General features: G+C 45.3%; 20 protein-coding genes. 6 read left to right on the forward strand and 14 right to left on the reverse strand.

Annotation, left to right across the window (positions count from 1 at the left end; genetic code table 11):
• Positions 1-2,142, forward strand: coding sequence for a type IX secretion system anionic LPS delivery protein PorZ (gene porZ / locus DXN04_RS07900; protein WP_116852786.1), 2,142 nt, complete (start codon positions 1-3; stop codon positions 2,140-2,142).
• 17 nt (positions 2,143-2,159) lie between these two features.
• Complete coding sequence (recO, locus tag DXN04_RS07905; protein ID WP_116852787.1) at positions 2,160-2,891, forward strand: DNA repair protein RecO; 732 nt, start codon at positions 2,160-2,162, stop codon at positions 2,889-2,891.
• On the opposite strand, the gene DXN04_RS07910 is transcribed toward recO, so the two are convergent.
• The 5 genes from DXN04_RS07910 to rsfS form a co-directional block, all read right to left on the reverse strand.
• A complete protein-coding gene (locus tag DXN04_RS07910) occupies positions 2,866-3,654 on the reverse strand; it encodes a UDP-2,3-diacylglucosamine diphosphatase (protein ID WP_199415002.1) in 789 nt (262 codons plus the stop codon). The two genes, recO and DXN04_RS07910, sit on opposite strands and share 26 nt — an antisense overlap.
• Positions 3,655-3,696: 42 nt before the next feature.
• Entirely contained in the window at positions 3,697-4,131 is a 435-nt protein-coding gene (locus DXN04_RS07915) for a hypothetical protein (protein WP_147319874.1), read from the reverse strand.
• Positions 4,132-4,204: 73 nt separating this feature from the next.
• Positions 4,205-4,840, reverse strand: coding sequence for a LutC/YkgG family protein (locus tag DXN04_RS07920; RefSeq protein ID WP_116852789.1), 636 nt, complete (start codon positions 4,838-4,840; stop codon positions 4,205-4,207).
• Positions 4,841-4,846: 6 nt separating this feature from the next.
• The gene (gene ftsH / locus DXN04_RS07925; RefSeq protein ID WP_116852790.1) at positions 4,847-6,871 is read right to left on the reverse strand and encodes an ATP-dependent zinc metalloprotease FtsH; all 2,025 of its coding nucleotides are present in this window, start codon (positions 6,869-6,871) and stop codon (positions 4,847-4,849) included.
• A gap of 44 nt (positions 6,872-6,915) precedes the next feature.
• A complete protein-coding gene (gene rsfS, locus DXN04_RS07930) occupies positions 6,916-7,323 on the reverse strand; it encodes a ribosome silencing factor (protein ID WP_116852791.1) in 408 nt (135 codons plus the stop codon).
• A 243-nt stretch (positions 7,324-7,566) separates the two neighbouring features.
• Between rsfS and DXN04_RS07935 the strand changes: the two genes are divergently transcribed.
• Positions 7,567-8,310, forward strand: a complete 744-nt coding sequence (locus DXN04_RS07935; protein WP_116852792.1) for a biotin--[acetyl-CoA-carboxylase] ligase — start codon at positions 7,567-7,569, stop codon at positions 8,308-8,310.
• 398 nt (positions 8,311-8,708) lie between these two features.
• Here the strand turns inward: DXN04_RS07935 and DXN04_RS07940 are convergent, their stop codons facing one another.
• The 4 genes from DXN04_RS07940 to DXN04_RS07955 all read right to left on the reverse strand — a co-directional run bounded on the left by DXN04_RS07940 (position 8,709) and on the right by DXN04_RS07955 (position 11,329).
• A complete protein-coding gene (locus tag DXN04_RS07940; RefSeq protein WP_116852793.1) occupies positions 8,709-9,044 on the reverse strand; it encodes a translation initiation factor in 336 nt (111 codons plus the stop codon).
• 15 nt (positions 9,045-9,059) lie between these two features.
• The gene (locus tag DXN04_RS07945; protein WP_158568903.1) at positions 9,060-9,938 is read right to left on the reverse strand and encodes a diacylglycerol/lipid kinase family protein; all 879 of its coding nucleotides are present in this window, start codon (positions 9,936-9,938) and stop codon (positions 9,060-9,062) included.
• Positions 9,939-9,957: 19 nt separating this feature from the next.
• Positions 9,958-10,803, reverse strand: coding sequence for a carboxylating nicotinate-nucleotide diphosphorylase (nadC, locus tag DXN04_RS07950; RefSeq protein WP_116852795.1), 846 nt, complete (start codon positions 10,801-10,803; stop codon positions 9,958-9,960).
• A gap of 106 nt (positions 10,804-10,909) precedes the next feature.
• Positions 10,910-11,329 carry a DUF4783 domain-containing protein gene (locus tag DXN04_RS07955; RefSeq protein ID WP_158568906.1) on the reverse strand — a complete coding sequence of 140 codons (420 nt, stop codon included), beginning with the start codon at positions 11,327-11,329 and terminating at the stop codon, positions 10,910-10,912.
• A 292-nt stretch (positions 11,330-11,621) separates the two neighbouring features.
• Between DXN04_RS07955 and gpmI the strand changes: the two genes are divergently transcribed.
• The 3 genes from gpmI (at position 11,622) to uvrC (ending at position 15,775) form a co-directional block, all read left to right on the forward strand.
• A complete protein-coding gene (gene gpmI, locus DXN04_RS07960) occupies positions 11,622-13,145 on the forward strand; it encodes a 2,3-bisphosphoglycerate-independent phosphoglycerate mutase (protein WP_116852797.1) in 1,524 nt (507 codons plus the stop codon).
• A gap of 238 nt (positions 13,146-13,383) precedes the next feature.
• The gene (locus tag DXN04_RS07965; RefSeq protein ID WP_116852798.1) at positions 13,384-13,950 is read left to right on the forward strand and encodes a hypothetical protein; all 567 of its coding nucleotides are present in this window, start codon (positions 13,384-13,386) and stop codon (positions 13,948-13,950) included.
• 16 nt (positions 13,951-13,966) lie between these two features.
• A complete protein-coding gene (gene uvrC / locus DXN04_RS07970; RefSeq protein ID WP_116852799.1) occupies positions 13,967-15,775 on the forward strand; it encodes an excinuclease ABC subunit UvrC in 1,809 nt (602 codons plus the stop codon).
• A 105-nt stretch (positions 15,776-15,880) separates the two neighbouring features.
• Here uvrC and porN read toward each other — a convergent pair whose 3' ends face one another.
• The 5 genes from porN to DXN04_RS07995 all read right to left on the reverse strand — a co-directional run bounded on the left by porN (position 15,881) and on the right by DXN04_RS07995 (position 23,322).
• A complete protein-coding gene (porN, locus tag DXN04_RS07975) occupies positions 15,881-16,912 on the reverse strand; it encodes a type IX secretion system ring subunit PorN/GldN (protein ID WP_116852800.1) in 1,032 nt (343 codons plus the stop codon).
• A 9-nt stretch (positions 16,913-16,921) separates the two neighbouring features.
• Entirely contained in the window at positions 16,922-18,454 is a 1,533-nt protein-coding gene (gene porM / locus DXN04_RS07980) for a type IX secretion system motor protein PorM/GldM (protein WP_116852801.1), read from the reverse strand.
• Positions 18,455-18,511: 57 nt separating this feature from the next.
• Positions 18,512-19,261: a type IX secretion system motor protein PorL/GldL gene (gene porL, locus DXN04_RS07985; protein ID WP_116852802.1), complete on the reverse strand. Its 750-nt coding sequence runs from the start codon at positions 19,259-19,261 to the stop codon at positions 18,512-18,514.
• Positions 19,262-19,514: 253 nt separating this feature from the next.
• The gene (gene porK, locus DXN04_RS07990; protein WP_116853384.1) at positions 19,515-20,795 is read right to left on the reverse strand and encodes a T9SS ring complex lipoprotein PorK/GldK; all 1,281 of its coding nucleotides are present in this window, start codon (positions 20,793-20,795) and stop codon (positions 19,515-19,517) included.
• Positions 20,796-21,288: 493 nt separating this feature from the next.
• Complete coding sequence (locus DXN04_RS07995; RefSeq protein WP_116852803.1) at positions 21,289-23,322, reverse strand: thioredoxin domain-containing protein; 2,034 nt, start codon at positions 23,320-23,322, stop codon at positions 21,289-21,291.
• Positions 23,323-23,324: the final 2 nt, after the last annotated feature.

A 23,324-nucleotide genomic window follows, 5' to 3' on the forward strand; every position in this document is an offset into this window, starting at 1 on the left:
ATGTACCGGTTCCTGCTTCCCCTATATCTTTTGTGCCTCGGTCCGCTGCTGTTACCAGCACAACCCCTTATCGGACAATGGCAGTCATGGCTACCAACGCTACCAGCTATTGCCGTCGCCCAACAGGGGGACAAAGTATATTGTGCCACCAGTTCAGGCTTATTTTCCGTGACTACTGGTGCAGAACAAGACATTTCCCGTTATAGCAAAGTCAACGGCCTTTACGACATAGGCATCCGTGCCATCAGCAGTAATGAAAATGGCGTACTGATCGCCTACCGCAACAGCAATCTCGACTTCCTGAGCGGCAGTAACAGTTATAACCTGCCCGAGCTGCTAAGGAAACAAACGACCAGCGATAAAACCATTTTCCGCATCTACCCCGGTGGTAGCAACATGTACCTCTGTACAGGGCTGGGTGTTGTAGTCGTGAATACAACAGCCCCGGAAATTGCGGCTACCTATGCCCTTGGACCTGTTTATGGCTTCACTGTTCTGAATAACCAATACTATGCCGCTACGGCAACCGGGGTGAAAACCAGTCCGATGACCGGCACTAACCCTGCTGACTATAGAAACTGGTCTGCGGTAGGGCAGTTGGCGGATACGGTTTCCAATATCCTTTCCTTTGGCGGACAATTGATTTGCCAGCAGGGAACGAAATTATATATTCTACAAAATAATGCCTGGGAGCCTTATTATTCAGGGGTTACCAACCTTGCTGTTCAGGGTGATTATCTCACTATTTCCAACCCAACGAGTATTGTTTTCATTGGGAAAGATGGGAGTGTGGGTACACCTGTTCAGGATGGTTTATTAAAAGCGATCCGGCAAACCACGGGAGATAAGCAGTATACCTGGGTCGCAGACTCGCTCTCCGGTTTACTGCAATACGATGGACAAACGTTTTCTACCATCAGTCTCAATGGCCCCGCCAGCATACTGACAGGGCAGTTGCTCTTTACTAACAATACGCTGTATGCCCCTGCAGGTGGGGTCTCCGATAGCTGGGCGGCCAACAACAATACAGGAGTATACTATACCTATAGCAATGGCGACTGGCAGCAATATACAGATAGCCTGCACCATGATATTATGGTCATGGCTCCTGATCCGGCCGGGAACGGTTTGTATGCCGGCTCATTTGGCAATGGACTGATACATATTGCCAGCGATGGTACCCGTACTTATGAACTGCCAAACCAGAAAATAAGTGGTCTTACCACGGATGCCTCCGGCAATCTCTGGATAGCCGTGTATGGTGCTAGCTATAACCTGGTGTGTAAGAAGCCGGATGGTACCTATCTCACTTTCCGTAGTACCTATGCTCAAAGCGGTAATGCCATCAGCCAGTTGATTGCAGATGATGCCGGGCAGATCTGGATAGTATCCCCGCAAAGCAATGGCATCTTCATTTACAATACAGTCAGTAATCAATGGACACAGTACAGACAGGGGAGTGCGCAGGGCAATCTGCCGTCCAACGATGTTAACTGTATGGCAAAAGATAAGAATGGCAGTATCTGGGTAGGCACAGGAACCGGGATCGGGGTTATTGCCTGCAGTACCTGCGATGCTGTATGGCCCATCATTCAGCAGGGCAATTTTGCCGGCTACCTCTTCCAGGATGAAGAGGTGACTGCCATTGCTGTAGACGGGGCTAACCGGAAATGGGTAGGCACTCATAAGGGGGTATGGCTGGTGAATGAGGATGGTACCGGCATTGTTGAAAATTTCACGACTGATAATAGTCCTTTGCCGGGCAACAGGATCTATAGTATCAGCATCAATCCCAATACCGGCGAGGTGTATTTTGCCACCGATCAGGGCCTGATGTCTTACAGAGGCACTGCCACGGAAGGAAAAACAATGAGTAAGGATTCTGTGCTGGTATTTCCCAACCCTGTTACGCATGACTATGGCGGCAATATTGCTATCAGCGGTTTAGCGGACAATAGTTTAGTGAAAATTACTGATGTAAGCGGCAGAGTAGTATATCAAACGTGGAGTAAAGGTGGACTTGCATTATGGAATGGGGTAGATTATACAGGTCACAGACCTCAGACAGGGGTCTATTTGGTATTTGCTTCCAGTGCTACTACAGGTGAACATCTTGTTACGAAGATAGTGTTTATTAATTAGCCTATTTTTGTAGTGTAATGTTACACAAAACACGCGGTATAGTCCTCAGAACAGTTAAGTATGGTGAAACCAGCGCCATCGTAACGATTTTCACAGAGCTGTTTGGTATCCAGTCTTATATGGTCAATGGCGTTCGTTCATCGAAGCCCAAAGCCAAAGGTAACCTGTTTCAACCCGGCAACATACTGGAACTCGTGGTGTATCATTATGAGCAAAAAACCATTCAAAGGATCTCCGAATTCAAGCTGGGATATATCTATACCTCCCTGCACTTCAATATAGTCAAAAACACGGTCGCGCTCTATCTCATAGAGTTGTTGCAAAAAAGCCTGAAACAACCGGAACAAAACCTGGAGCTCTATTACTTTTCCGAGGCAGCACTGGCAGCATTGGATCAGGCTCCGCTGGGCATCGCAGCGAATATACCCTTGTATTTTACTTTGAAACTGGCAGAACAGCTGGGCTTCCGGCTGAATGGAAGGTTCTCGGAATACGCACCTTTTCTCGACCTGCAGGAAGGCTCATTTACTGACTTACCTCCACACCATAACAATTACCTGGATGCCATGAACAGTGAGATCACAGATCGCCTGTTCCAGTGCCAGGAATGGGAACAACTGGGTGAGGTGGTGATGAATAAAGATAAAAGAAGGAGATTACTGTATGCTTACCTGGATTTCTTCAAGCTGCATATGCCGGACTTCCAGGAGATGAATTCACCGCCTATTTTGCACGAGATTCTTGATTAAGGTACTTCAGGGTTGTAGTTGTACCGTCGAACTCCGCATAGGTGAAATAACGCAGCCAATCGCCCAGGTTGATATAGTGACTGTTTGATGTCAGCTCAAGGTCTAATGGCAGGTGACGATGACCGAATATAAAGTAGTCGTAGTGGGTCGTTTTGAGAATTTCTTTGCTATAGATGGCCAGCCACTCATTTTCTTCTCCCAGGAATTTTTCTTCATGCTCTCCACCGGTAGCTGCCCTGCTTTTGCGGCTGAAGTAATTAGCGAGCCCAATGCCCCATGATGGATGAATGAGGGAAAACAACCAGCGGCAGATGGGATTACGGAAGACCTTTTTCAACATCTTGTATCCATGATCGCCGGGGCCTAAGCCATCGCCATGACCGATGTAGAACTGTTTGCCTGCAATGTCGTAAGTCTGTGGCTCGTAGTACACCGGGATATCCAGTTCATCTTCGAAATAGCCGTTCATCCACATGTCATGATTGCCGATGAAAACAGAGATGCCAATACCATTGTCACGCAGCTCAGCCAGTTTACCCAGCAGTCGGGTATAGCCTTTTGGAATTACCTCTTTATACTCAAACCAGAAATCGAAAAGATCGCCTACGAGAAAGATATGCGCTGCATCTTTAGATACTTCATTCAGCCAGGCAACGATCTTTCGCTCTCTATCTCTGCTGCGCACCATATCAGGTGCACCCAGGTGAAAGTCTGAAGCGAAATAAACACGTTTGCCAGCCGGCAGTTGAATATGATGATGCATGAGCCTTTTAATTGCGCGTGCAAAGATGAAGAAAAAATGTGATTACCTGATGCCCGCTTCCTGTACAGCAGTTTCAATATCGGTGACATCCGCCTTTACAGGATCATTGTAGCTGTCGAACAGGAAGATTTCCCAGGCATATTTTTCATGCATGAGGTTAATGTCTACATCTTCACCGTTCTTTTTGTGAAACTTAATTTTCACTTTGTCAGTACTGATAATTTTCACGCCCAGTTTGGCGAGATAGGCGCTATCTGCTACCAGGGCAGCGTTGTTGGACTGCTCCATTGCAGCAAAGGAGTTCTTGTTGAAGGTATTCTTCAGGTAGGTCAGTTTATCGCCTGTGGGATGGAAGATAACGGCACAGGTATCGGCAACGATAAGGGTAGTGGTAGAATCCTGGAAATTACCACCGCCTCCACTGCCACAGGAGGCGCACATGACGATGATGGAAATAAAAAACAGTAAGCGTGTCACTTGCTTGATTATTTAAAAGAACAGCGCATGACGGGGTCACGCGCTGTACGAATATTGTTTACTGATAATTGAATTATTCATCTACCAGGAATACATACACTTCTTTCGGACCATGTATACCTACTACCAGTGTTTTCTCGATGTCTGCCGTGCGGCTTGGGCCAGAGGCAAAGTGAATAGAGGAGGGGAGGTCTCCCTGGTATTTCTCCTTCAATCTTGCAATGGCATCTTTCAGGTCAAACACCAGTTGATGGGTATAAGCGATCACCAGGTGTACCGGTGTATAAACCGGGAGTGCTCTTCCTGAAGACTGTGCCGCACTGAGTACCATGGTACCTGTACGGGCTACCAGCATTTCGCAGTCAGTGATGGCTGCTTGTGCGGTGTGCATATCACCTTTGTTCAGGCCGGGCAGCTGGTTCAGTTGCAGATCTTTGATCAGGGCAGGAGTCTGGCAGATGATATCTGTCCATTCCCTGGTGGCGGCCAGTGCCTGCAGGTTTTCCAGCAGTTCGGCCTTACTGGTACAAAAAACGAATTTGCCCTGCAAGCGGGCAAATTCTTCTGCAAATTTCATTTCCAGTCCTTCGTGTTCCTTCACGAAGACGGAGTTGTTGCCCTCCGAGTTAGGGAAGGGCAACTGTACCGACTGGCTTAATGCATTTCTTACTCTTTTGAGAATATTTTCCTTGGCAGGAGATACTTTCATATCAACTTACGCATTAGCAGTAGCTGGTGATGGATTGATCAGGTCTGTAGGATGAACACCGTCAGTAGTCATACCTTCGTGGTTTGCTATGTGCTCTTTGTGTACATCGTAAGGACGTTTACCAATCAGTCTTTCCAGATCTGCCTGATATAATACTTCTTTTTTCAGCAGTTCACCGGCCAGCGCTCTCACGTTGTCGATTTTCTCGGTCAGCAGGTTCTTGGTACGCTGGTAAGCTTTTTCGATCAGTGCACGTACTTCTTCGTCGATCATTTTTGCCGTCTCTTCGGAGTAAGGCTTGGTGAATGACTGATCACTGTTTGGATCATAGAAGGATACATTACCGACCTTATCGTTCATACCATATACGGTTACCATTGCATAGGCCATACGGGTGATCACCTGCAGGTCATTCTGGGCACCGGTAGATACCTTACCGAATACGATTTCTTCTACTGCACGGCCACCGAGGGTCATACAGATATCGTCCATCAGTTGTTCGGTATTATAGAGGTATTGTTCTTTCGGTAAGTATTGTGCGTAACCGAGGGCAGCTACACCACGGGGAACGATGGTTACTTTCACCAGTGGATTAGCATGTTCCAGGTACCAGCCGCAGATAGCGTGACCAGCTTCATGGAATGCGATGATTTCTTTCTCTTCAGGGGAGATGATCTTGTTTTTCTTTTCAAGACCACCGATCACTCTGTCTACCGCATCGTTGAAGTCATCCATTTCTACTTCCGTCTTGCCTTTACGTGCAGCGATCAGGGCTGCTTCGTTACATACGTTGGCAATGTCGGCACCGGCAAAACCCGGAGTCATGGAAGCCAGTTTCTTGATATCGAGGATAGGAGAAGTCTTGATTGGTTTCAGGTGCACATCGAAGATGGCTTCACGGCCAGCCAGATCCGGCTTATCGATAGAGATCTGACGGTCAAAACGACCTGGACGCAGCAGCGCACTATCCAGTACATCCGGACGGTTGGTAGCAGCGAGGATGATGATACCACTGTCGGTACCGAAACCATCCATTTCTACCAGCAGCTGGTTGAGGGTGTTTTCACGCTCATCGTTGCTCATCATTACGTTTTTACCTCTTGCACGGCCGATCGCATCAATTTCATCGATGAAGATGATACATGGTGCTTTTTCACGCGCCTGTTTGAACAGGTCACGAACACGGCTTGCACCTACCCCTACGAACAGTTCTACGAAGTCAGAACCGGACATAGAGAAGAAAGGTACCTGAGCTTCACCGGCCATTGCTTTGGCCAGCAGGGTCTTACCGGTGCCCGGAGGGCCAACCAGCAGCGCACCCTTTGGTATTTTACCACCCAGGGAGGTGTATTTTTTGGGATTCTTCAGGAAGTCTACGATTTCCATCACTTCCACCTTGGCTTCGTCGAGACCGGCTACATCACTGAAGGTGATATTGACACGGGTGCCTTTGTCGAAGAGGGTAGCTTTGGACTTACCGATATTGAAGATGCCGCCTGGGCCACCGCTGCCACCGGCAGGGCCTCCCATTTTACGCATCAGCAAGATCCAGAGACCTATGAGTAATACCAGCGGCAACAGCAGTTGAATGAATGGTTCAAACCAACCTTGTCTGTCTTCGTAGGTGACTTTCACCTGGTCTTCCAGAGCGGTATTGGCCTGCGCCTTATCCATATCTGCCTTGAAGCTTTCTTCACTACCGATAGTAAAACGATAGTGAGGGCCTGGATTCACACGACCCAGGTTGCCCTTGGATACTTTGTCGAATTTAGGCTCATTAAGACGGTCTCTTTTTATGTAAACCTCTACTGATTTTTTATTTACAACCACCAGCTTATCTACATCACCTGGTTTCAGATAATCCAGCTGGAATTCCTGCCAGCTTATATCTCTGGGCGGTGGGTTAAAGGGAAACCAGTTCATTGCCAGCAGGGCAATACCTATAAAGGCATAGACCCAGTATATATTGAACTTTGGTCCTTTTTTAGGCGATTTGTCTGACCCCTTTGTGAAGTTGTTGCCTCTTTCCATAATCTTTCGCTCCTTTACGGATGTCGGGTAATAGTTAAAAGTTATTAGTTAGTCTCATTATGCTCCATTCGTTCGGCATCACTCCACATATCCTCCAGACCATAAAATTGTCTGGTTTCCGGTTGGAATACATGCACCACAACATTCACATAATCTACAAGAATCCATTGTTGTGCGGTAAAGCCCTCATGCTTATAAGGGGTTTCTCCGGTAAACTTTTGCACCTGGTCTTCCACGAAGTCAGCAATAGCCCGCACCTGTGTGTTGGAGTTAGCCTCACAAATTACAAAGAAATCAGCCACAGCTTCAGGAATCTGGCGCAGATCCAGGGAAACTATGTTTTCTCCCTTTTTTTCCTGGATGGCCTTGATGATGGTGGAAAAAATCTCGCTTTCTCTACTCAGGCGCGCAAGCGCTTTCTTTCTCGTACTCAGAACGGTTAAGGGTGCCAATAAAATCTCTTTTGGTTAAAAATAAACTTTAATTGTCAAAATTACTAAACAAGCCTGAAATAAACGCCGGAATAAAACGAAGGTACCACTAGGGGATGATCGAAGGTTTACCGGGTGTTAATGCTTAAGAACCACGGACTTGCTATGGCTTTCGGCGGCTTGGCGCAGGCTGTTTTGTAACTGTTAAGGAAAAGATAAAATGAGTTACTTTGCCTTTCCAAAATAATTCAACGAATTTTTTCAATGACAGGACAGCCTTTCTATATCTTAGATTCAGTAGACAGCACCAATAACTATGCCATGGAGCAGGTAAATTCGGGCTTCGTGACATCCGGTACAGCCTGGTTTGCAATGGAACAAACGGCCGGAAAAGGACAACGTGGAAAGCAATGGTCATCGCCCAAAGGGGAAAACATCGCACTGACAATAGCACTGGAACCCACTATGCTGCCACTTTCCAGACAATTCCTGCTGAGCGTAGCTGTAGCCCTCGGTGCAGCTGATTTCTTTACAAAGTATGCTGGTGATGAGACTGGTATAAAGTGGAGTAACGATATTTATTGGCGTGACAGAAAGGCAGCAGGCATTTTAATTGAAAATGTGCTGCGTGGCAATACATGGCAATATGCCATAACAGGTATTGGGTTTAACATTAACCAGGGTAGTTTCCCGCCACATTTACCGAATCCTGTGTCTCTCAGGCAAATAACCGGAAAAACCTGGGATTCTGTAGAGCTGGCAAAGGACCTATGTACGTTTCTACACACACGTTTCGAACAGTTACATCCCGCACATTATAATGAGCTGCTGGACGAATATAAAAGCAAGCTGGTGCGCATGAACAAGCCTGGTCTGTATCGCAAAGACGGGGAAATCTTCGAAGGCACCATCAGGGATGTACTGCCGGATGGCAAACTTTGCCTGGAAAAAGAAGGAAATATTTTACAACTCGGATTTGGGGAGATAGAATTCATTTTTCCTAAGTGATATCGTCCGGTTTTGATCAAAGCGAACACTTAAAATGATACGGATTACGTGCCGCGTTCATGTTAAGAATATAGGTTGGATGACGGGGTCACGTAATCCGTTTAGTATCTTGTTTCTACTGCAGAGCGGGTAGTTGGTTGTTGTTTCATAGCAGTTCATCAAAAAGCCAGATGAAAAACAAGATTTTGGTTGATAAAGGGTAGGACTAAATTGTGAAAACTTTGTTAATTTATCAAATTAAAAAATGCAACGGAGAAACATATAATTTTAATTATTAACTGTTTACAATTTATAACGTGGCACAAAAAGTAATGCCTGTCCTGCAAATTTTTGCAGAACAGGAGGGGCGATTTCTTCTTAATTTTATTGTATGATGAATATGGGGGCTGTTGTATCAGTTATTTGGCTTTATAGCCCCAGTCCTGCAGCCACTTGATGACCTTCTCTTTGTAATCTCCCTGAATCAGGATCTGGCCATCTTTGGCACTACCACCGGTGCCGCATTTTGTTTTGAGGTCTTTACCCAGTTTTTCCAGGTCTTCCTCTTTACCTACGAATCCGTCTACCAGTGTAACCACTTTACCTGCACGCTGCTTCGTGTCTAATTTTACACGCAACTGCTGTTGAGCAGGAGGGAGGGTATTTACTTCTTCCTGGTCGTTATCATTAAAAGGAGTAAAATTGGGATCTGTGGAATAAACGATCCCGCCGCTGCTATTTTTCTTTTTGGACATAAAATTCATTTTAAATTATGCTACAATTACCTGTAGGGAAGCGGGTTCTACTCTGAAGAGCACCTGTCCCTGACTGGTCAGTGGCACCGCATCTCCATCTACCTGCAAATGGGCCAGTTCCGGACTTTTGACCAGAATTTGCTTACCCATGTAATGGTTCATGTAACTGGTCTTGTCAACATTGCCCATCAGTGAAAAGAAACCTAATGGCACTAATCCAAAGAAAGGCATGGGAGGTACGACACATACATCGAGGGTACCATCGAAAACGCTGGCGTTTGGTGCAAGTTTGAACTCGTACCCAAACTGGTTCCCGTTAGCTACGGTGAACATAAAAGCTCTCTGTTCCAGTTGCTGCCCGTCAATATCGATTTTATAAGAAGGCCCTTTGTACTTGTTGAAACTGCTGATCACCAGCTTGGCATATCCCCACAATCCTCTCTTTTTCGTATGTCTGAACTGGTCGGCGATGAGGGCATCGAAGCCTACCCCCGCATTGCTGAGGAATAGGTGTTCATTGGCATACCCGATGTCAATAGATTTCCTTTTTCCATTAGCAATCAGCTCCAGTGCCAAAGGTACTTTCAGCGGAATCTTCAAGGCTCTGGCCAGGCCGTTGCCACTACCCAGTGGAATTACTGCAAGTGCGGTATCTGTACCGATCAAACCCTGCGCTATTTCATTGATGGAACCATCTCCTCCTACTGCTACCACAGTATCTACACCATTGGTGACTGCTTCGCGGGATAGGTCTGCGCCATGACCCAGGTATTCCAGGTGTTTAATTTCTACCTGAAAAGCTTTCGGTGTCAGGTATCGCCGAATCACTCCTTCTAACCGCTTTTGTCTGTCCGTACCGGCTTTGCGGTTGATGATAAATAATATCTTTCTCAACGCTAGGGATATTTCTGTTTTAAATAGCTTTCAGACTCAGGTCAAGACTCACCGCGTGGTGAATGACAGCTCCTGCTGATACGTAATCCACTCCTGTCTTTGCGTACTCTTCAATCGTATCCAGGTTTATGCCTCCTGAAGCCTCTGTTTCATATTTCCCGTCTATCAGTAATAATGCCTGATGCAATTGTGCCGGCGTAAAATTATCGAGCATGATGCGATGAATCTTTCCAACAGTCAAAGCTTCTTTTACATCATCGAGATTACGGGTTTCCACTTCAATCTGCAAAGGTAATCCGTTCTTTTCGAGGTAAGCAACTGTTCTGTTTACAGCAGCAGTAATACCGCCTGCGAAATCGATATGATTGTCTTTCAGCATCACCATATCATATAGTCCCATCCTGTGATTGACACCGCCACCAATTCTTACTGCTTCTTTTTCCAGCAGGCGGAAGTTAGGTGTTGTCTTGCGTGTGTCGAGCAGTTTTGTATGATATCCGTTTAGTTTTTGTACGTATTGATTGGTGAGGGTAGCAATTCCGCTCATGCGCTGCATGCAGTTCAACACCAGTCTTTCGGCCATAAGCAGGGTATGTACGGAAGCATGCACTTCAAATGCCGTTTCACCGGCAGTCATGGCTTCTCCATCTTTCTTAAAAGGCGTAAATACAGTTTCCGGATCCAGCAACCGGAAAATGACAGGTGCTACTTCCATTCCTGCTAAAATGCCGTTTTCTTTGATCTTCAATTTTGCACCACCTTTGGCGTTGGCTGGTATACAAGCAAGGGTAGAGTGGTCTCCATCTCCGATATCTTCTGCCAGTGCGCTGCGAATAAGGTTTGTTAATGCTGGTTCCTGTAACATACTATTGCTTTGAGACAACGAAAGTAAGCGAATTTTAACTGACGCTTCCAAACAAAAAAAGTCCGGAGATGTACTCCGGACTAAACAATATCAATCTTAACAATCACTACTTGTTTTCAAAACGAAGCTCATTGAGGACCATTGAGCCTCCCTTTTTTTGCAGGAAAAAGGATGTACGGTATGCTCCACCAGAGGTACCCATATTACCGATACCGAAGCGGGATCCGCCTCCGCCTTCGCCCTGATGTATCAGTTCGAATGACTTCACCTGATTCTTTGAAAAAAAGTCTTTTAATATAATTTCAGCCTGAGATTTGCTGTAAGAGCTGGATTTACCTGAGATGTTGATTTCAACAGTATTATCAAGGTAGCGGGAGAGTGAACTAGCATCACCCGATTTGATGGAGCTGACTACATCTTCGAAAGGTCCTGCAGCACCCGGATTTAAGGCGCTTGCTGACATTGTAAATGCAGTGACAATGCCTGCTAACAGCACCACTCCCAGCACGTACATTAACTTTTTCATTGCCAGTATTTTATTAGATAGTAAAGTTTTCATCATCAGTGAGAAACGGGCTAAAACTATGCCAAACTGCCAGTTGGCGCGGAAAATACAATTATCGTTGTATCATCCAATTGGTAATTAATTCAAATTTAAAAATATATAAAATTAGAATAAAACTTAAGTGCATGTTGTAACAATTAATCTCAGTCAGAAACTGATATGAATTTTGCCAGCAAATGATCAAATTACTAGAAGAATCAAGGATGCTTGCGTAACTTTACGACCTTACTGCTTTAAAATCTCAACCGGATATATGGAAAAGAAAAAAGCCATGCTCGTTATCATGGATGGATGGGGACAAGGACAGGTTCCTTCCGCTGACGCAATAGCAAATGCCAAGACACCTTTCGTGAGCAGTCTTTATTCAAAGTACCCACACAGTACGCTCGTTACCTGTGGCGAACAGGTAGGCTTACCGGATGGACAAATGGGTAACTCAGAAGTAGGTCACCTCAACCTCGGTGCCGGTCGCATTGTATACCAGGAGCTCCAGCGTATCAATGTCGCTATCCGTACAGGAGAACTGGCATCTAATGCTGTGTTGCAGGAAACTTTCAACTACGCTAAAGACAAAGATAAAGCCCTTCACCTGATTGGTCTGGTGAGCGATGGAGGTGTGCATTCTCATATCACCCACCTGAAAGCGCTGACCCAGATTGCTAAGGAAAAAGGTCTGACCAAAGTATATATTCACGCCTTCACAGATGGTCGTGATACAGATCCTAAAGGTGGTCTGGGCTACTTCGCTGACCTGTTGCCTCACCTGGCACAAACTACCGGTCAGGTAGCCACCATCACCGGCCGCTACTATGCGATGGACCGCGATAAACGCTGGGAACGTGTAAAACTTGCTTACGATGCCCTGGTAAATGGTACAGGTACCCCTGCTACCGATGTACTGGCAGCTGTAAAAGCTTCTTACGAAGCGGGTGTAACTGACGAATTTATCAAGCCTGTAATCATCACTGATGCAGCTGGTAAACCAGTGACCACTATCCAGGAAGGCGATGCAGTACTGTGCTTTAACTTCCGTACTGACCGTTGCCGGGAAATCACCCAGGTGCTCACTCAGCAGGCTTTCCCCGATTTCGGTATGCAACCACTGAACCTGTTCTACACTACCATGACTGAGTATGATAAAACATACAAAGGCGTGCATGTGATCTTCGAAAATGATAACCTGGCTAATACCCTGGGTGAAGTACTGGAACAAAACGACCGTACACAGATCCGTATCGCAGAAACTGAAAAATACCCTCACGTATCTTTCTTCTTCTCCGGTGGACGCGAAAAAGAATTCAAAGGTGAACGCCGTCTCATCGTAGCTTCTCCTAAAGTAGCTACTTATGATCTGCAGCCTGAAATGAGTGCGCCTGAAGTAACCGATACGATCGTAGCTGAAATTAACCAGAAATCAGCCGACTTTATCGCCCTCAACTTCGCAAATGCTGACATGGTGGGTCATACCGGTGTATGGGAAGCCGCTATCAAAGCAGTAGAAACTGTTGATACCTGCGTAAGCAAGGTAGTGACTGCTGCCCTGGCAAATGACTATACCGTATTCCTGACTGCTGACCACGGGAATGCAGACTTCATGGTGAACGGTGACGGTACACCAAATACCGCTCACACCCTGAACCTGGTTCCATATTTCATCATCAGCAATGATTTCAAAGGTGAAGTGAAGCCTGGTAAACTGGGTGACGTAGCACCTACTATCCTGACACTGATGGGATTACCTATTCCAAAAGAAATGAGTGGTAATGTCCTGATATAATTGCTGGTTCTACCACAGCCAAAAGGCCGTTCTGTGAGTAACAGGGCGGCCTTTTTATTTTCAGCCCTGCCTGTAACTATTCTGTTTGGTAAACCGTTTTACGTTTTTAGTGCTCTCGACAGATTTGCTCATGCATCAGATGCGCCGTCTTCACGGCGCATTATTTTTTAGCCTTTAGTGCGGGAGCAGTTCAGTTTGCTATTCCTCTCAATTCCTCATACTTCGCTACCTTTGCTGCATGAAATTTTTCTGGATATTACTGACTGGCACTATACTCTTTAGCTCATGCAAAACCGGCTCTTCCACTACTCCTCCAACTGGCAGCGGATACAGGGATCTGAAAGGCTACTTCCAGGAAGAACTCAACGGATTGGAAAAGACAAAACCCGGCTTATTTAAAACTGTTTCACTGAATACAAAGCATGATAGTGTCACTATCAGCGCCCCCGATTCACTGCAACTGCACAATATGCTCGCCCCCTTTATGGATGTAGACCTCCATAAACCCAGTTTGCAGGGTGCCTACGATACGATCCTGCTTGCTGATCAATTCAGCGGCAAGCGTTCCCTGATGTACAAGGCAAAGGAAGAATCGACTCTTCCACAGGAAATAATCCTCGAATTAGACAATGCACAGCATATTACTGCCGTACAGCTGAACAAGCATGTACGGAACCTCGTTTATGAGTACGAACAAAACCTCGAGTATCAGCAAAATCATCATATCCGGATTACGACAAGACAGCGCATCGCTTTCCTTCCCGAAAAAGAACTGGATATAAAGATTGCGATGATGCACCTTTAATGACTTTATTGATCAGATGACAGCAGCGGAGTTTTCACAGATATCACATACCATTCCCCTTCAACCCGGTATTTACAAATACTATAGCGAGGGTGGCGAGCTCCTGTACGTGGGAAAAGCGAAAAGCCTGCGTAAACGGGTGAGCTCTTATTTTGTAAAGAATCACGATAGTTTTAAAACCAGGAAGCTGGTTGAACATATTCATCATATTGAGTTTACCATCGTCGGCTCCGAACAGGATGCCTTCCTGCTGGAAAACTCACTGATTAAACAATTTCAGCCCAAATTTAATATCAACCTCAAGGATGATAAAACCTATCCTTATCTGGTGATCAAACATGAGGCATTTCCGAGGGTCTTTTTTACCCGGAATGTCATTAAGGATGGATCGGAATACCTGGGACCATACACTTCCGTATGGAGAGTAAAAGAACTGATGGAGGTGATCAAGTCCAATATTCCTTTACGTACCTGTAACCTGAACCTTTCCCCGCAGAATATCGCCAAAGGCAAATACAAGGTTTGCCTCGAATATCACCTGGGTAATTGTAAGGGGCCCTGCGAAGGTTTGCAGACAGAAGAAGATTACAGGGAAGGTTTATCGCAGGTAAAGAATATCCTGAAGGGCAATCTCTCACCGATCTTACAACATTTCCGTTTGCTCATGTCGGAGTATGCCATGAACATGGAGTTTGAGAAGGCGGAGATGATGCGTAAAAAGATTGAAAAACTACAGGAGTACCAATCCAAATCTACCATTGTGAATACAAAGGTGGGCAATGTAGATGTCTTCTCTATTATCAGTGAAGGCAACCATGCCTACGTGAACTATCTGCGTGTATTGAATGGTACTATTGCAGATACAAAAACTGTCACACTCGAGAAGAAACTGGAAGAAGAGAATGAGGAAGTATTGGCGTATGCGGTGAGCTACCTGAGAGATGCATTTAAGAGTGTAACGAAAGAGATCATTGTGCCGATTGAAATAGAATACCCTGAGGAGCAGGTAATAGTTACTGTACCGAAGGGAGGTGATAAGAAGAAATTGCTGGAGCTCTCGGAGAAGAATGTGGATTACTTCAAGGAGGAACTACACCGTAAGAAAATCCTGCACCTGGAGGGGAAGAGTGATATGGAGAAGAAGAAGGTATTGTACCAGTTGCAGGCAGATCTTGAGCTGGTGGAGTTGCCCACGCATATAGAGTGTTTCGATAACTCGAACTTCCAGGGAGCGTATCCCGTGTCCGCCTGCGTGGTATTCAAAGATGGTGTAGCGTCTAAAAAAGACTATCGTCATTTTAATGTGAAGACGGTGGAAGGGATCAATGACTTTGCTTCGATGAAGGAAGTGGTATATCGCCGTTACAGCCGTTTACTGGCCGAACAACAGCCATTGCCACAACTGGTAATTATAGATGGTGGTAAAGGGCAGTTAGGGGCAGCAATGGAAAGTATCAGGGCATTGGACCTTGTGGGTAGTATGACGGTGGTAGGTTTGGCCAAGAATGAGGAAGAGATTTTCTTTCCGGGAGACAAGGATAGTATCAAATTGCCCTATGATAGTGAGAGCCTGAAACTGATAAGAAGGGTACGTGACGAGGTGCATAGATTTGGCATTACTTTCCACCGGAACAAGCGAAGTAAAGGAACGTTCAAGAATGAGCTGGAGGGTATAAAGGGGATAGGGGAGAATACGGCTACGCAATTGTTGAAAACGTTCAGATCAGTGGCGAAGATTAAGTTGCTTACGGAGGATGACCTGGTAAAGGAAGTAGGGGCGGCGAAGGCGAAATTGATTTATAATTATTTCCATCCCAAAGAATAAGACCAAGCCCGGATCTTTTCAGGATCCGGGCTTTGTTTTAAAAAGGAAAGGGTGTCTTGTACAAGACACCCTTTCCTTTTTAATTCTTTTATCTGCGAGCAGTTATTAATACTGCCACATATCCTGTTCTTTGTTGAAGATTTTATCCTTCACAGCCTGACCTTCCAACAATCTCATAGTACCGTCTTTGATGTAATCTTTAATCTCGCGGTTATAAGTATTGTTTTCTTTGGTAATGAAGCTGGTGAAGAAGCGCATTTCGAACAGATCTTCCCAACTCATAGTAGCCGCATCGTTATTCTGGTTGTATACATCGTATTTAGCCAGGATAGGACGCATATCAGGATAGTACACCCAGAACAGCGGGATAGCTGCACGGAAGGAACCATCTTCGTTCATACGTGATACCATTGGAGCGATACCGAGGATACGAACTTTCAGCTGGGACGCTTCCTTGTCGAATACCCAGATTTCTTTGATCTTGTACTGTACTACAGTACGTGGATCGAATTCGTCGCGGGTAGTTACCATCTTTTCTTCGCCTGTTACAGGGTCGATACTACGGATGGTTTTTTCTTCGCCGCTCAGTTTATTCTGGATTTCCTCGTAAGCAATAGGAGTAGTGAACCTGTCGTCGATAGCACTGAAGGCTTCTACTTCTTTGCTCTTGATAGCATTGAGCAGGATATTAATGAACAGCTGGCTTGTACCATTTTCATCCTCAACATTGTACTGGAAAGGAAGGTTCATCTTTTCGCGGGTATCTATCACCTGCCAGATCTTCTTTTCCCAGAATTCATCATCTGAGCGAATGTGATCGTAGGCAATAGGTGTGCGGTCTTTGATGAAGTTCTTTTCAGAAATACCATCGATACGCTGTGATTTACGCGGTGTATCTACCGGTATACCGATACCATCAGGGCGCAATGAAGCACCTGGGGTTGGTGGAGGGGGCGGTGGCGGCGCAACGCTGTTACCTGTAGCAGGATTTACTACGGAAGCATCCTGGGTAGCTGCATCGGGAGTCGCCGGTTTACGACGTGTACCTCCACGGCGTTGTGCATCAGCCTGAGATGCCAGCAGGATCACCAGCATGAGGGAACACCAACCAATTTTGTTAAGGATGACTGCTCGCATAGAACGTTATTAGTTTATCTTGAAATTGATATTGCTCATATCTCTTACTTTACCATCCGGACCCTTTACGCGAACGTTATCGAAGTAAACCTGGTCGCCTGGTTTCAGGCTACGGATAGCACCCATTACAGAGCTAGGGAAGTAAGCGGAATTTGCCTCACCTTCAACATAATCGCCGGAACGAGGTTGGATACCGATACGGTAGCTAACAACATCGTATTTTACACCGTCGAATACGAAGTCTTCCAGATCAGCACGCAGACCGCCCTGTACTTTGAACTCAGCAGCTTTCATAGATGGGCCTTTGCTCAGACCAACTTTCAGCACTGGGTCAGGGATGTATTTGATACGGAACTCTTTGGAACCTAAAGTTTTTACTTTACCATCAATAGTAGCACTTACGGAGATTACTGCTTTACCTGGGCTGCTTACAGTTACACTGTATTCGCCGGTAGCTTTTTTCACCATAGAACCGCCAGAGATGCTAGCGCTAACTGCTTCACCTGGTACACCACCCGCAGATACTGAGATTGGGTTCTGTAAACCGATGTACAGTACGTTCATCTTATCAGCAGAGATAGAAGTGGTAGAAGCGCCTACGCTATAGGATTCGTTGAAAGGATATTCTTCAACTGCACCATTTGGTTTTCTCAGTCTTACAGTACCAGAGATTGTTTTATCACCGATACCGGATACTGGCATTGTATATGTACCTAAACCTTCCTGAGCAGTGATAGTCTGACCATTTACTACGATCTCAGGATTTACAGTGCTGCTATAAGCACCTACTGCGATTGAAGCTGTCAGGGTCTGACCTTCCATCAGGTTTTTAGAGTTCAGGGACACGAAAGGCCTGATCTTATCGAATGTGAAATCATTGGCGTGAATCTGTTTCAGCAGGTCGTCAATAACTTCAGACTCAGAGTTTTTGATATCGTTCTGGAACTTACTAAGCAGTGTGATAGCTGCGATAGAAGGAACCATTTCGAAGTGGTAGCTGGTCCAGGTCTTGTTTTTAAGCGCGTGTCCTTTTCTTTCACCTACTACAATTTTCAGTGGGAAAGAACCTTCTTTGGCTGCTCTTTCTTTAGGATCGAAGTAAGAAAGTAATTTCTCACGAAGTTCCTTCAGACGTTTTTCCAGTTCAGGACCTTGTTTGCGATTTTCCATTACACGGGTAGGAGCATCCAGATCGGATTTACCTTTCATGTCTCCATGCTCGTCTAATCCACCGCTTTCTCTTGTAATGATAGCTTTCAGCGTATCGATGTAAACATACATCTCCTGGGAGAGCTTTTTTACTTCTTCGGCTTTGGCTTTCATCGGACCAGCTTTACCTGGATCCGATTCCATACTTTTTTGGAATTGATTGTATACTATATTGTTTTTCTCCGCAATCGCACCATTCGAGGTTTCGATGGAGGTATTTACTATATTAAATGCGTTCAATATCTCAGCAGAAACGTTCAATGCAAGCATGGCCGTCAAGACCAAGTACATGATATTGATCATCTTCTGCCTGGGATCTTTAGGTAGTGCCATAGTTTGTTTTCAGATTAAATGATTGTCTGTTGTTAATTCAAAAACTATAAGCGTACCTTATCTTCCCTGCATAGCGCTGAGCATGTTACCGTAAACGGTGTTCAGATTGCTCAGATTTTTAGCGAGCTGGGAGATTTGATCCTGAGTTTTACGCGCGTCGTCTACGCTGCTGGTCATAGCTGAAGAAACTTTGAGCAGATTTCCGTAGAAATTGTTCATTGCCTTCAGGTGGTTGTTAGTGTCCTGGAGTTCCAGTTCATAGATAGCATTCAGAGAAGCCAGGTTTTTGGTCATACCCTGCATCTGCTCATGGAAGTTTCTGGTAGACTCAGAAGCACTGTTGAAAGAAGCAACAGCCGATGCTGCTGTAGTGTAAGCGTGAGCAACGTTAGTAATTGCGCTGGCAGCTTCCCTTGTTTTCTGGGTGTAGTCGCCTGTAGCCGCAACAACGTCGCTAATGTCCCTCATCTTATCTACTGTGGTACCTAATTTCTGGAAGTTTTCGCTCAGGCGCTGCAGAGATACAGGAGTGATGTCAGCCTCTTCCAGCATTTTGTCCAGGCCAGCCAGTGCAGGGCTACCACCGGCAACAACAGAAACGTGTGTTTCGCCGTGATCTCCGCCACCACTATCTGGTACGAATGCATATACAAAGAAGATTAATGCCTCAGTGCTCAAACCAACGATCAGGGCGATATCCGCGCCTGGCCAGTGTTGCAGTTTGAACAACGCTCCGATAATTACTACTGATGCCGCGATACAAACAAAGAAATTAAGCCATTTCGATGTAGTAGGATTCATAGCCATAGGTCAAAATTTACTGGTTAAAGTGTTAAAGGTTAAATTGTTGTTATGGAATAGTTGTTGCTCATCGATGATTTGCGGTTTCCCAACGTACATCATACGGTTTCTCATGTTGAACATATTTTAAGTTGTTTAACACACACTACATGCCTGTCCCAAAGACACTCGGAAATAAATCCCCGGTACTGCTTCGATATTGCCTGCGTCCTTGCCCATCTATCCGTAATGCTGATTATACTATTGAATGCTGTCCAGATTAATGGTGACCAAAATCATTTTTAGAACGGCTCAGGAATGCAATCGTACATCTGAATCCAATGTAAGACTTAGCACTATCCTGGTATTCATAAGAGCGTGTACCTGTTTGAAGGAAATATCCGATATCTTTCCAGCTACCGCCTCTAACAGCTTTACGCTTCATTTTTGGTGGCGCATCATCTGAAACGTCCATACGGAGATATGGGTTCATGTCAGAAGTGAAGGAGTAGGCATTCTCATAGAAAATATCCTGTGTCCATTCCGCTACGTTACCAGACATGTTGTACAGTCCGTAATCGTTAGGCCAATAAGCGTCTGCTCTTACAGTGTAGAAACCACCATCTTCAGGATAGTTACCACGACCTGGTTTAAAGTTTGCCAGCAGACAGCCCTTCTTGTTGCGGATATAATAACCACCCCATGGATAAGGAGATTGCTCTCTACCACCACGTGCAGCATATTCCCACTGTGCCTCGGAAGGTAACTGGAATTTATCTTCAGTAAACAGATTCTTGGAGATACGGTAGTCTTCCCAGAACTTACTACGCCATTCAGCGAATGCGTTAGCCTGATGCCAGGTCACACCTACTACCGGATAGTTGTCAAATGCCGGGTGCCAGAAGTACATTCTCGTCATAGGCTCGTTGTAAGCATAAGAGAAGTCTCTGATCCAACACAGGGTGTCAGGATAGATTGCTACGTCTTTCTTTACAATGAACTTAGAACGTGGCTTGTTTGCGTTCTCACGCAGCTTTGCCTGCTCCCAGTTAAATGTTTCTATATGATACACCAGTTTATGTACGTCGAACTCTTTCCGGCCGTACAGGCGATCCTCCGGAGCATATGTCATCTGCTCCAGCTTATCCATGGTGCCTTTATCCTTGTAATTGATCTTCTGCTTCCAGTCGATCACATCCTCTCCACCATCACTCTTTACATGGCTCAGGAGAATGTGTGCGATAGAGTCTGTCACCCATTTTACGAACTGACGATACTCGTTATTTGTAATCTCCGTTGCATCCATATAGAAGCCGGAAATGGAAATAGACTTGTTACGAGCAGTGTACGCATAGTTCAGATCCTCATCGCTTGGTCCCATATGAAATGTACCTGAAGGTACATACACCATTCCATAGGGTACAGGAGGGAAATACTTCGGTCTGGGACTAACTCCAATCAGCTGTCCTTGTGCATTTTTGGGGGTTTTACTACCACCGCAGCTGGCTAGCAGGCTAACCAGCAATACTGCTAACAGACCACTTGAAAAATTAAGCTTCATAAGGGTAGCTTTCATTGAAAATCATTTATTTCGATACAGCGACGCAATTACATTGGCCGAAATGAAACTGCTTGCCGTCGCTAAGTTCTGAAACATGGCCGAACGTCTTCCCGGACCTCCCGGTCTGACTGATAAGCCAACCAGCCATTCACATTTTTTGAATTTTAAATGACTCTAAAGCTGCTGATTTATAGACAACTCCAGATATAACTGGTTGTTCGCTTGTTGGTTTCTTTAATATCTTGCCCGATCAGGTCGTGTTCTCAGAATCAGCACTTTTACCCATCACTCACCCGTATTGAATCTTAAGTAAGATAACAAATGTAACGATTAATTTTAATCCGTAGTTAGTTTTTAGCCAACTTTTTCATTCGCTCATAGGACCGATGACAATTAAATTAAACGTATTTTTTAACATTTTATTATATCTGACGAAAAATCCTTTTTACCGTTTCCTTTTTACAGAGATATGGTCATGCAAGATACATAAATATTATTTCAAATTAATAATTTCATCTATATAATTAACAGGTTTAATGCAATGATAATCTTCGCAAACATAGATCAGCGTCTCATTCGCCCGCTCCCGGTGTGACAGTAAGGGTATTTCAGGATTATCTTGCGTTGCTCCCAACAGTACTTTAAACGGAATATAATGTTTATTAGTATCCTCCATTTTCAACTTATAATCCGGCCCCACTATCGCAATTTCTTTCACTCCCTGCACCCGTTGTAATAACAATCCCGCCCAAACACCCAGGGATGTCGGATACCTCACCGTTGTCTGTGCCTGGCCAGCCTGCATTTTCATCGCCCTTTCTCCCCATTCCTTCTGGTCAAATACAATACCCAGATACCAAAGATTAGCAGCCATTATTGCATTGCCACTCGGGGTGGCCCCATCGTATACTTCCTTTTTACGAACGATCACATCGGATTGACTCTCAACTGTATAAAAGCAATATACACCTGATTCGTCAGAAAAATGCTGCAACACGAAAGTTGTTAGCGAAAACGCCCTGTCCAGGTAAATTTTGTCTCCCGTTACCTCCTGCAGTGCGATCAGAGCCCTGATCAACCAGGCATAGTCATCCAGGAATGCCGGATATTTTGCCTGCCCGTTTTTATAGGTATGGTAAAAGGACTCCTCACCATCTTTCCTGAAATGCGTCCAGCAAAAATCCATAGCCTTCAGCGCCATATTCCTGTAACTTCCTTCACCTGTGGCAGCAAAGGCTTTACAGCAGGCATGTATCATCAGGGCATTCCACCCTAATAAGAGCTTATCGTCCAGTCCCGGTCTTACACGTTGGCCTCTCACCTCCATCAGTTTGGCAAGGCCAATTGCCAGCTGTTCGCTCAGCTTAGATTCATCCAGCTGATGTTCAGCTGCAAAGGCAGACAATGATTGTTTGATCCATAGGATATTCGTCTCCTCCCAGTTTCCTTCTTCACTGATATCGTAAAAGCGGCAGAATACATCCGCATCCTCCCCCAGTATTTCATCTATCTCAGCCTTGCTCCAGGTATAAAACTTACCTTCCACGCCCTCTGAATCAGCATCCAGCGCAGCATAAAAGGCTCCTCCCGCATCCGTCATTTCCCTTTGTATAAAAGTCAGCGTTTCCGCTATTGTGATGGAATACAATGGATTACCTGTTAGCAGGTAGGCTTCACTCATTACATCTACCAGCAGGGCATTGTCATACAACATTTTTTCAAAGTGTGGTGCCAGCCATTTAGCATCGGTACTATAACGGGCAAAGCCACCACCAGCCTGATCATAGATGCCTCCTTGTATCATTTTGTCCAGCGATAGCAGCGCCTGGTCCAGGGCTGTCTGATCACCGAAACTATGATAGTAGCGTAACAGGTATTGAATGATAAAAGTGCCGGGGAACTTTGGTGCATTTCCAAATCCTCCCCATTCTTTATCTGCCTGTTGCATTATGTTGCTGAAAATTATATCACATTGATTACGGGTGAATTGTTCTTCTTTTGGCAGCAGGTTGATAGTACTTCCAAATTTACTGGCTTGTGCCAGGTGATCCCGCATATTAATCGCTTGTGTCTCAATGTCTTCCCGTCTATTTTTGAAAGCGTCGGACAAGGCGAGCAGTAGTTCCTGCCAGGAAGGGCGGTTATAGGCTTTCACAGGAGGGAAATAGGTACCTCCATAGAATGGCAGTCGCTCCGGGGTCAGGAACATATTCAGGGGCCAGCCACCGGAACCGGTCATCGCCTGCAGGGCATCCATATAGATATGATCCAGGTCTGGTCTTTCCTCTCTGTCTATCTTAATATTAATGAAGTGTTCGTTCATGATCCGCGCTGTTGCTTCGTTCTCAAAGCTTTCGCGTTCCATGACATGGCACCAGTGACAAGCAGCATAGCCGATGCTAACTAAAATTGGTTTATCTTCTGCTATTGCCCTTTGTAAAGCTTCATCACCCCAGGGGTACCACTCTACAGGATTGTGCGCATGCTGTAGCAGATACGGACTCGTCTCGTTAGATAGTTTGTTCACGG

Source organism: Chitinophaga silvisoli, assembly GCF_003412465.1.
Lineage (GTDB): Bacteria > Bacteroidota > Bacteroidia > Chitinophagales > Chitinophagaceae > Chitinophaga > Chitinophaga silvisoli.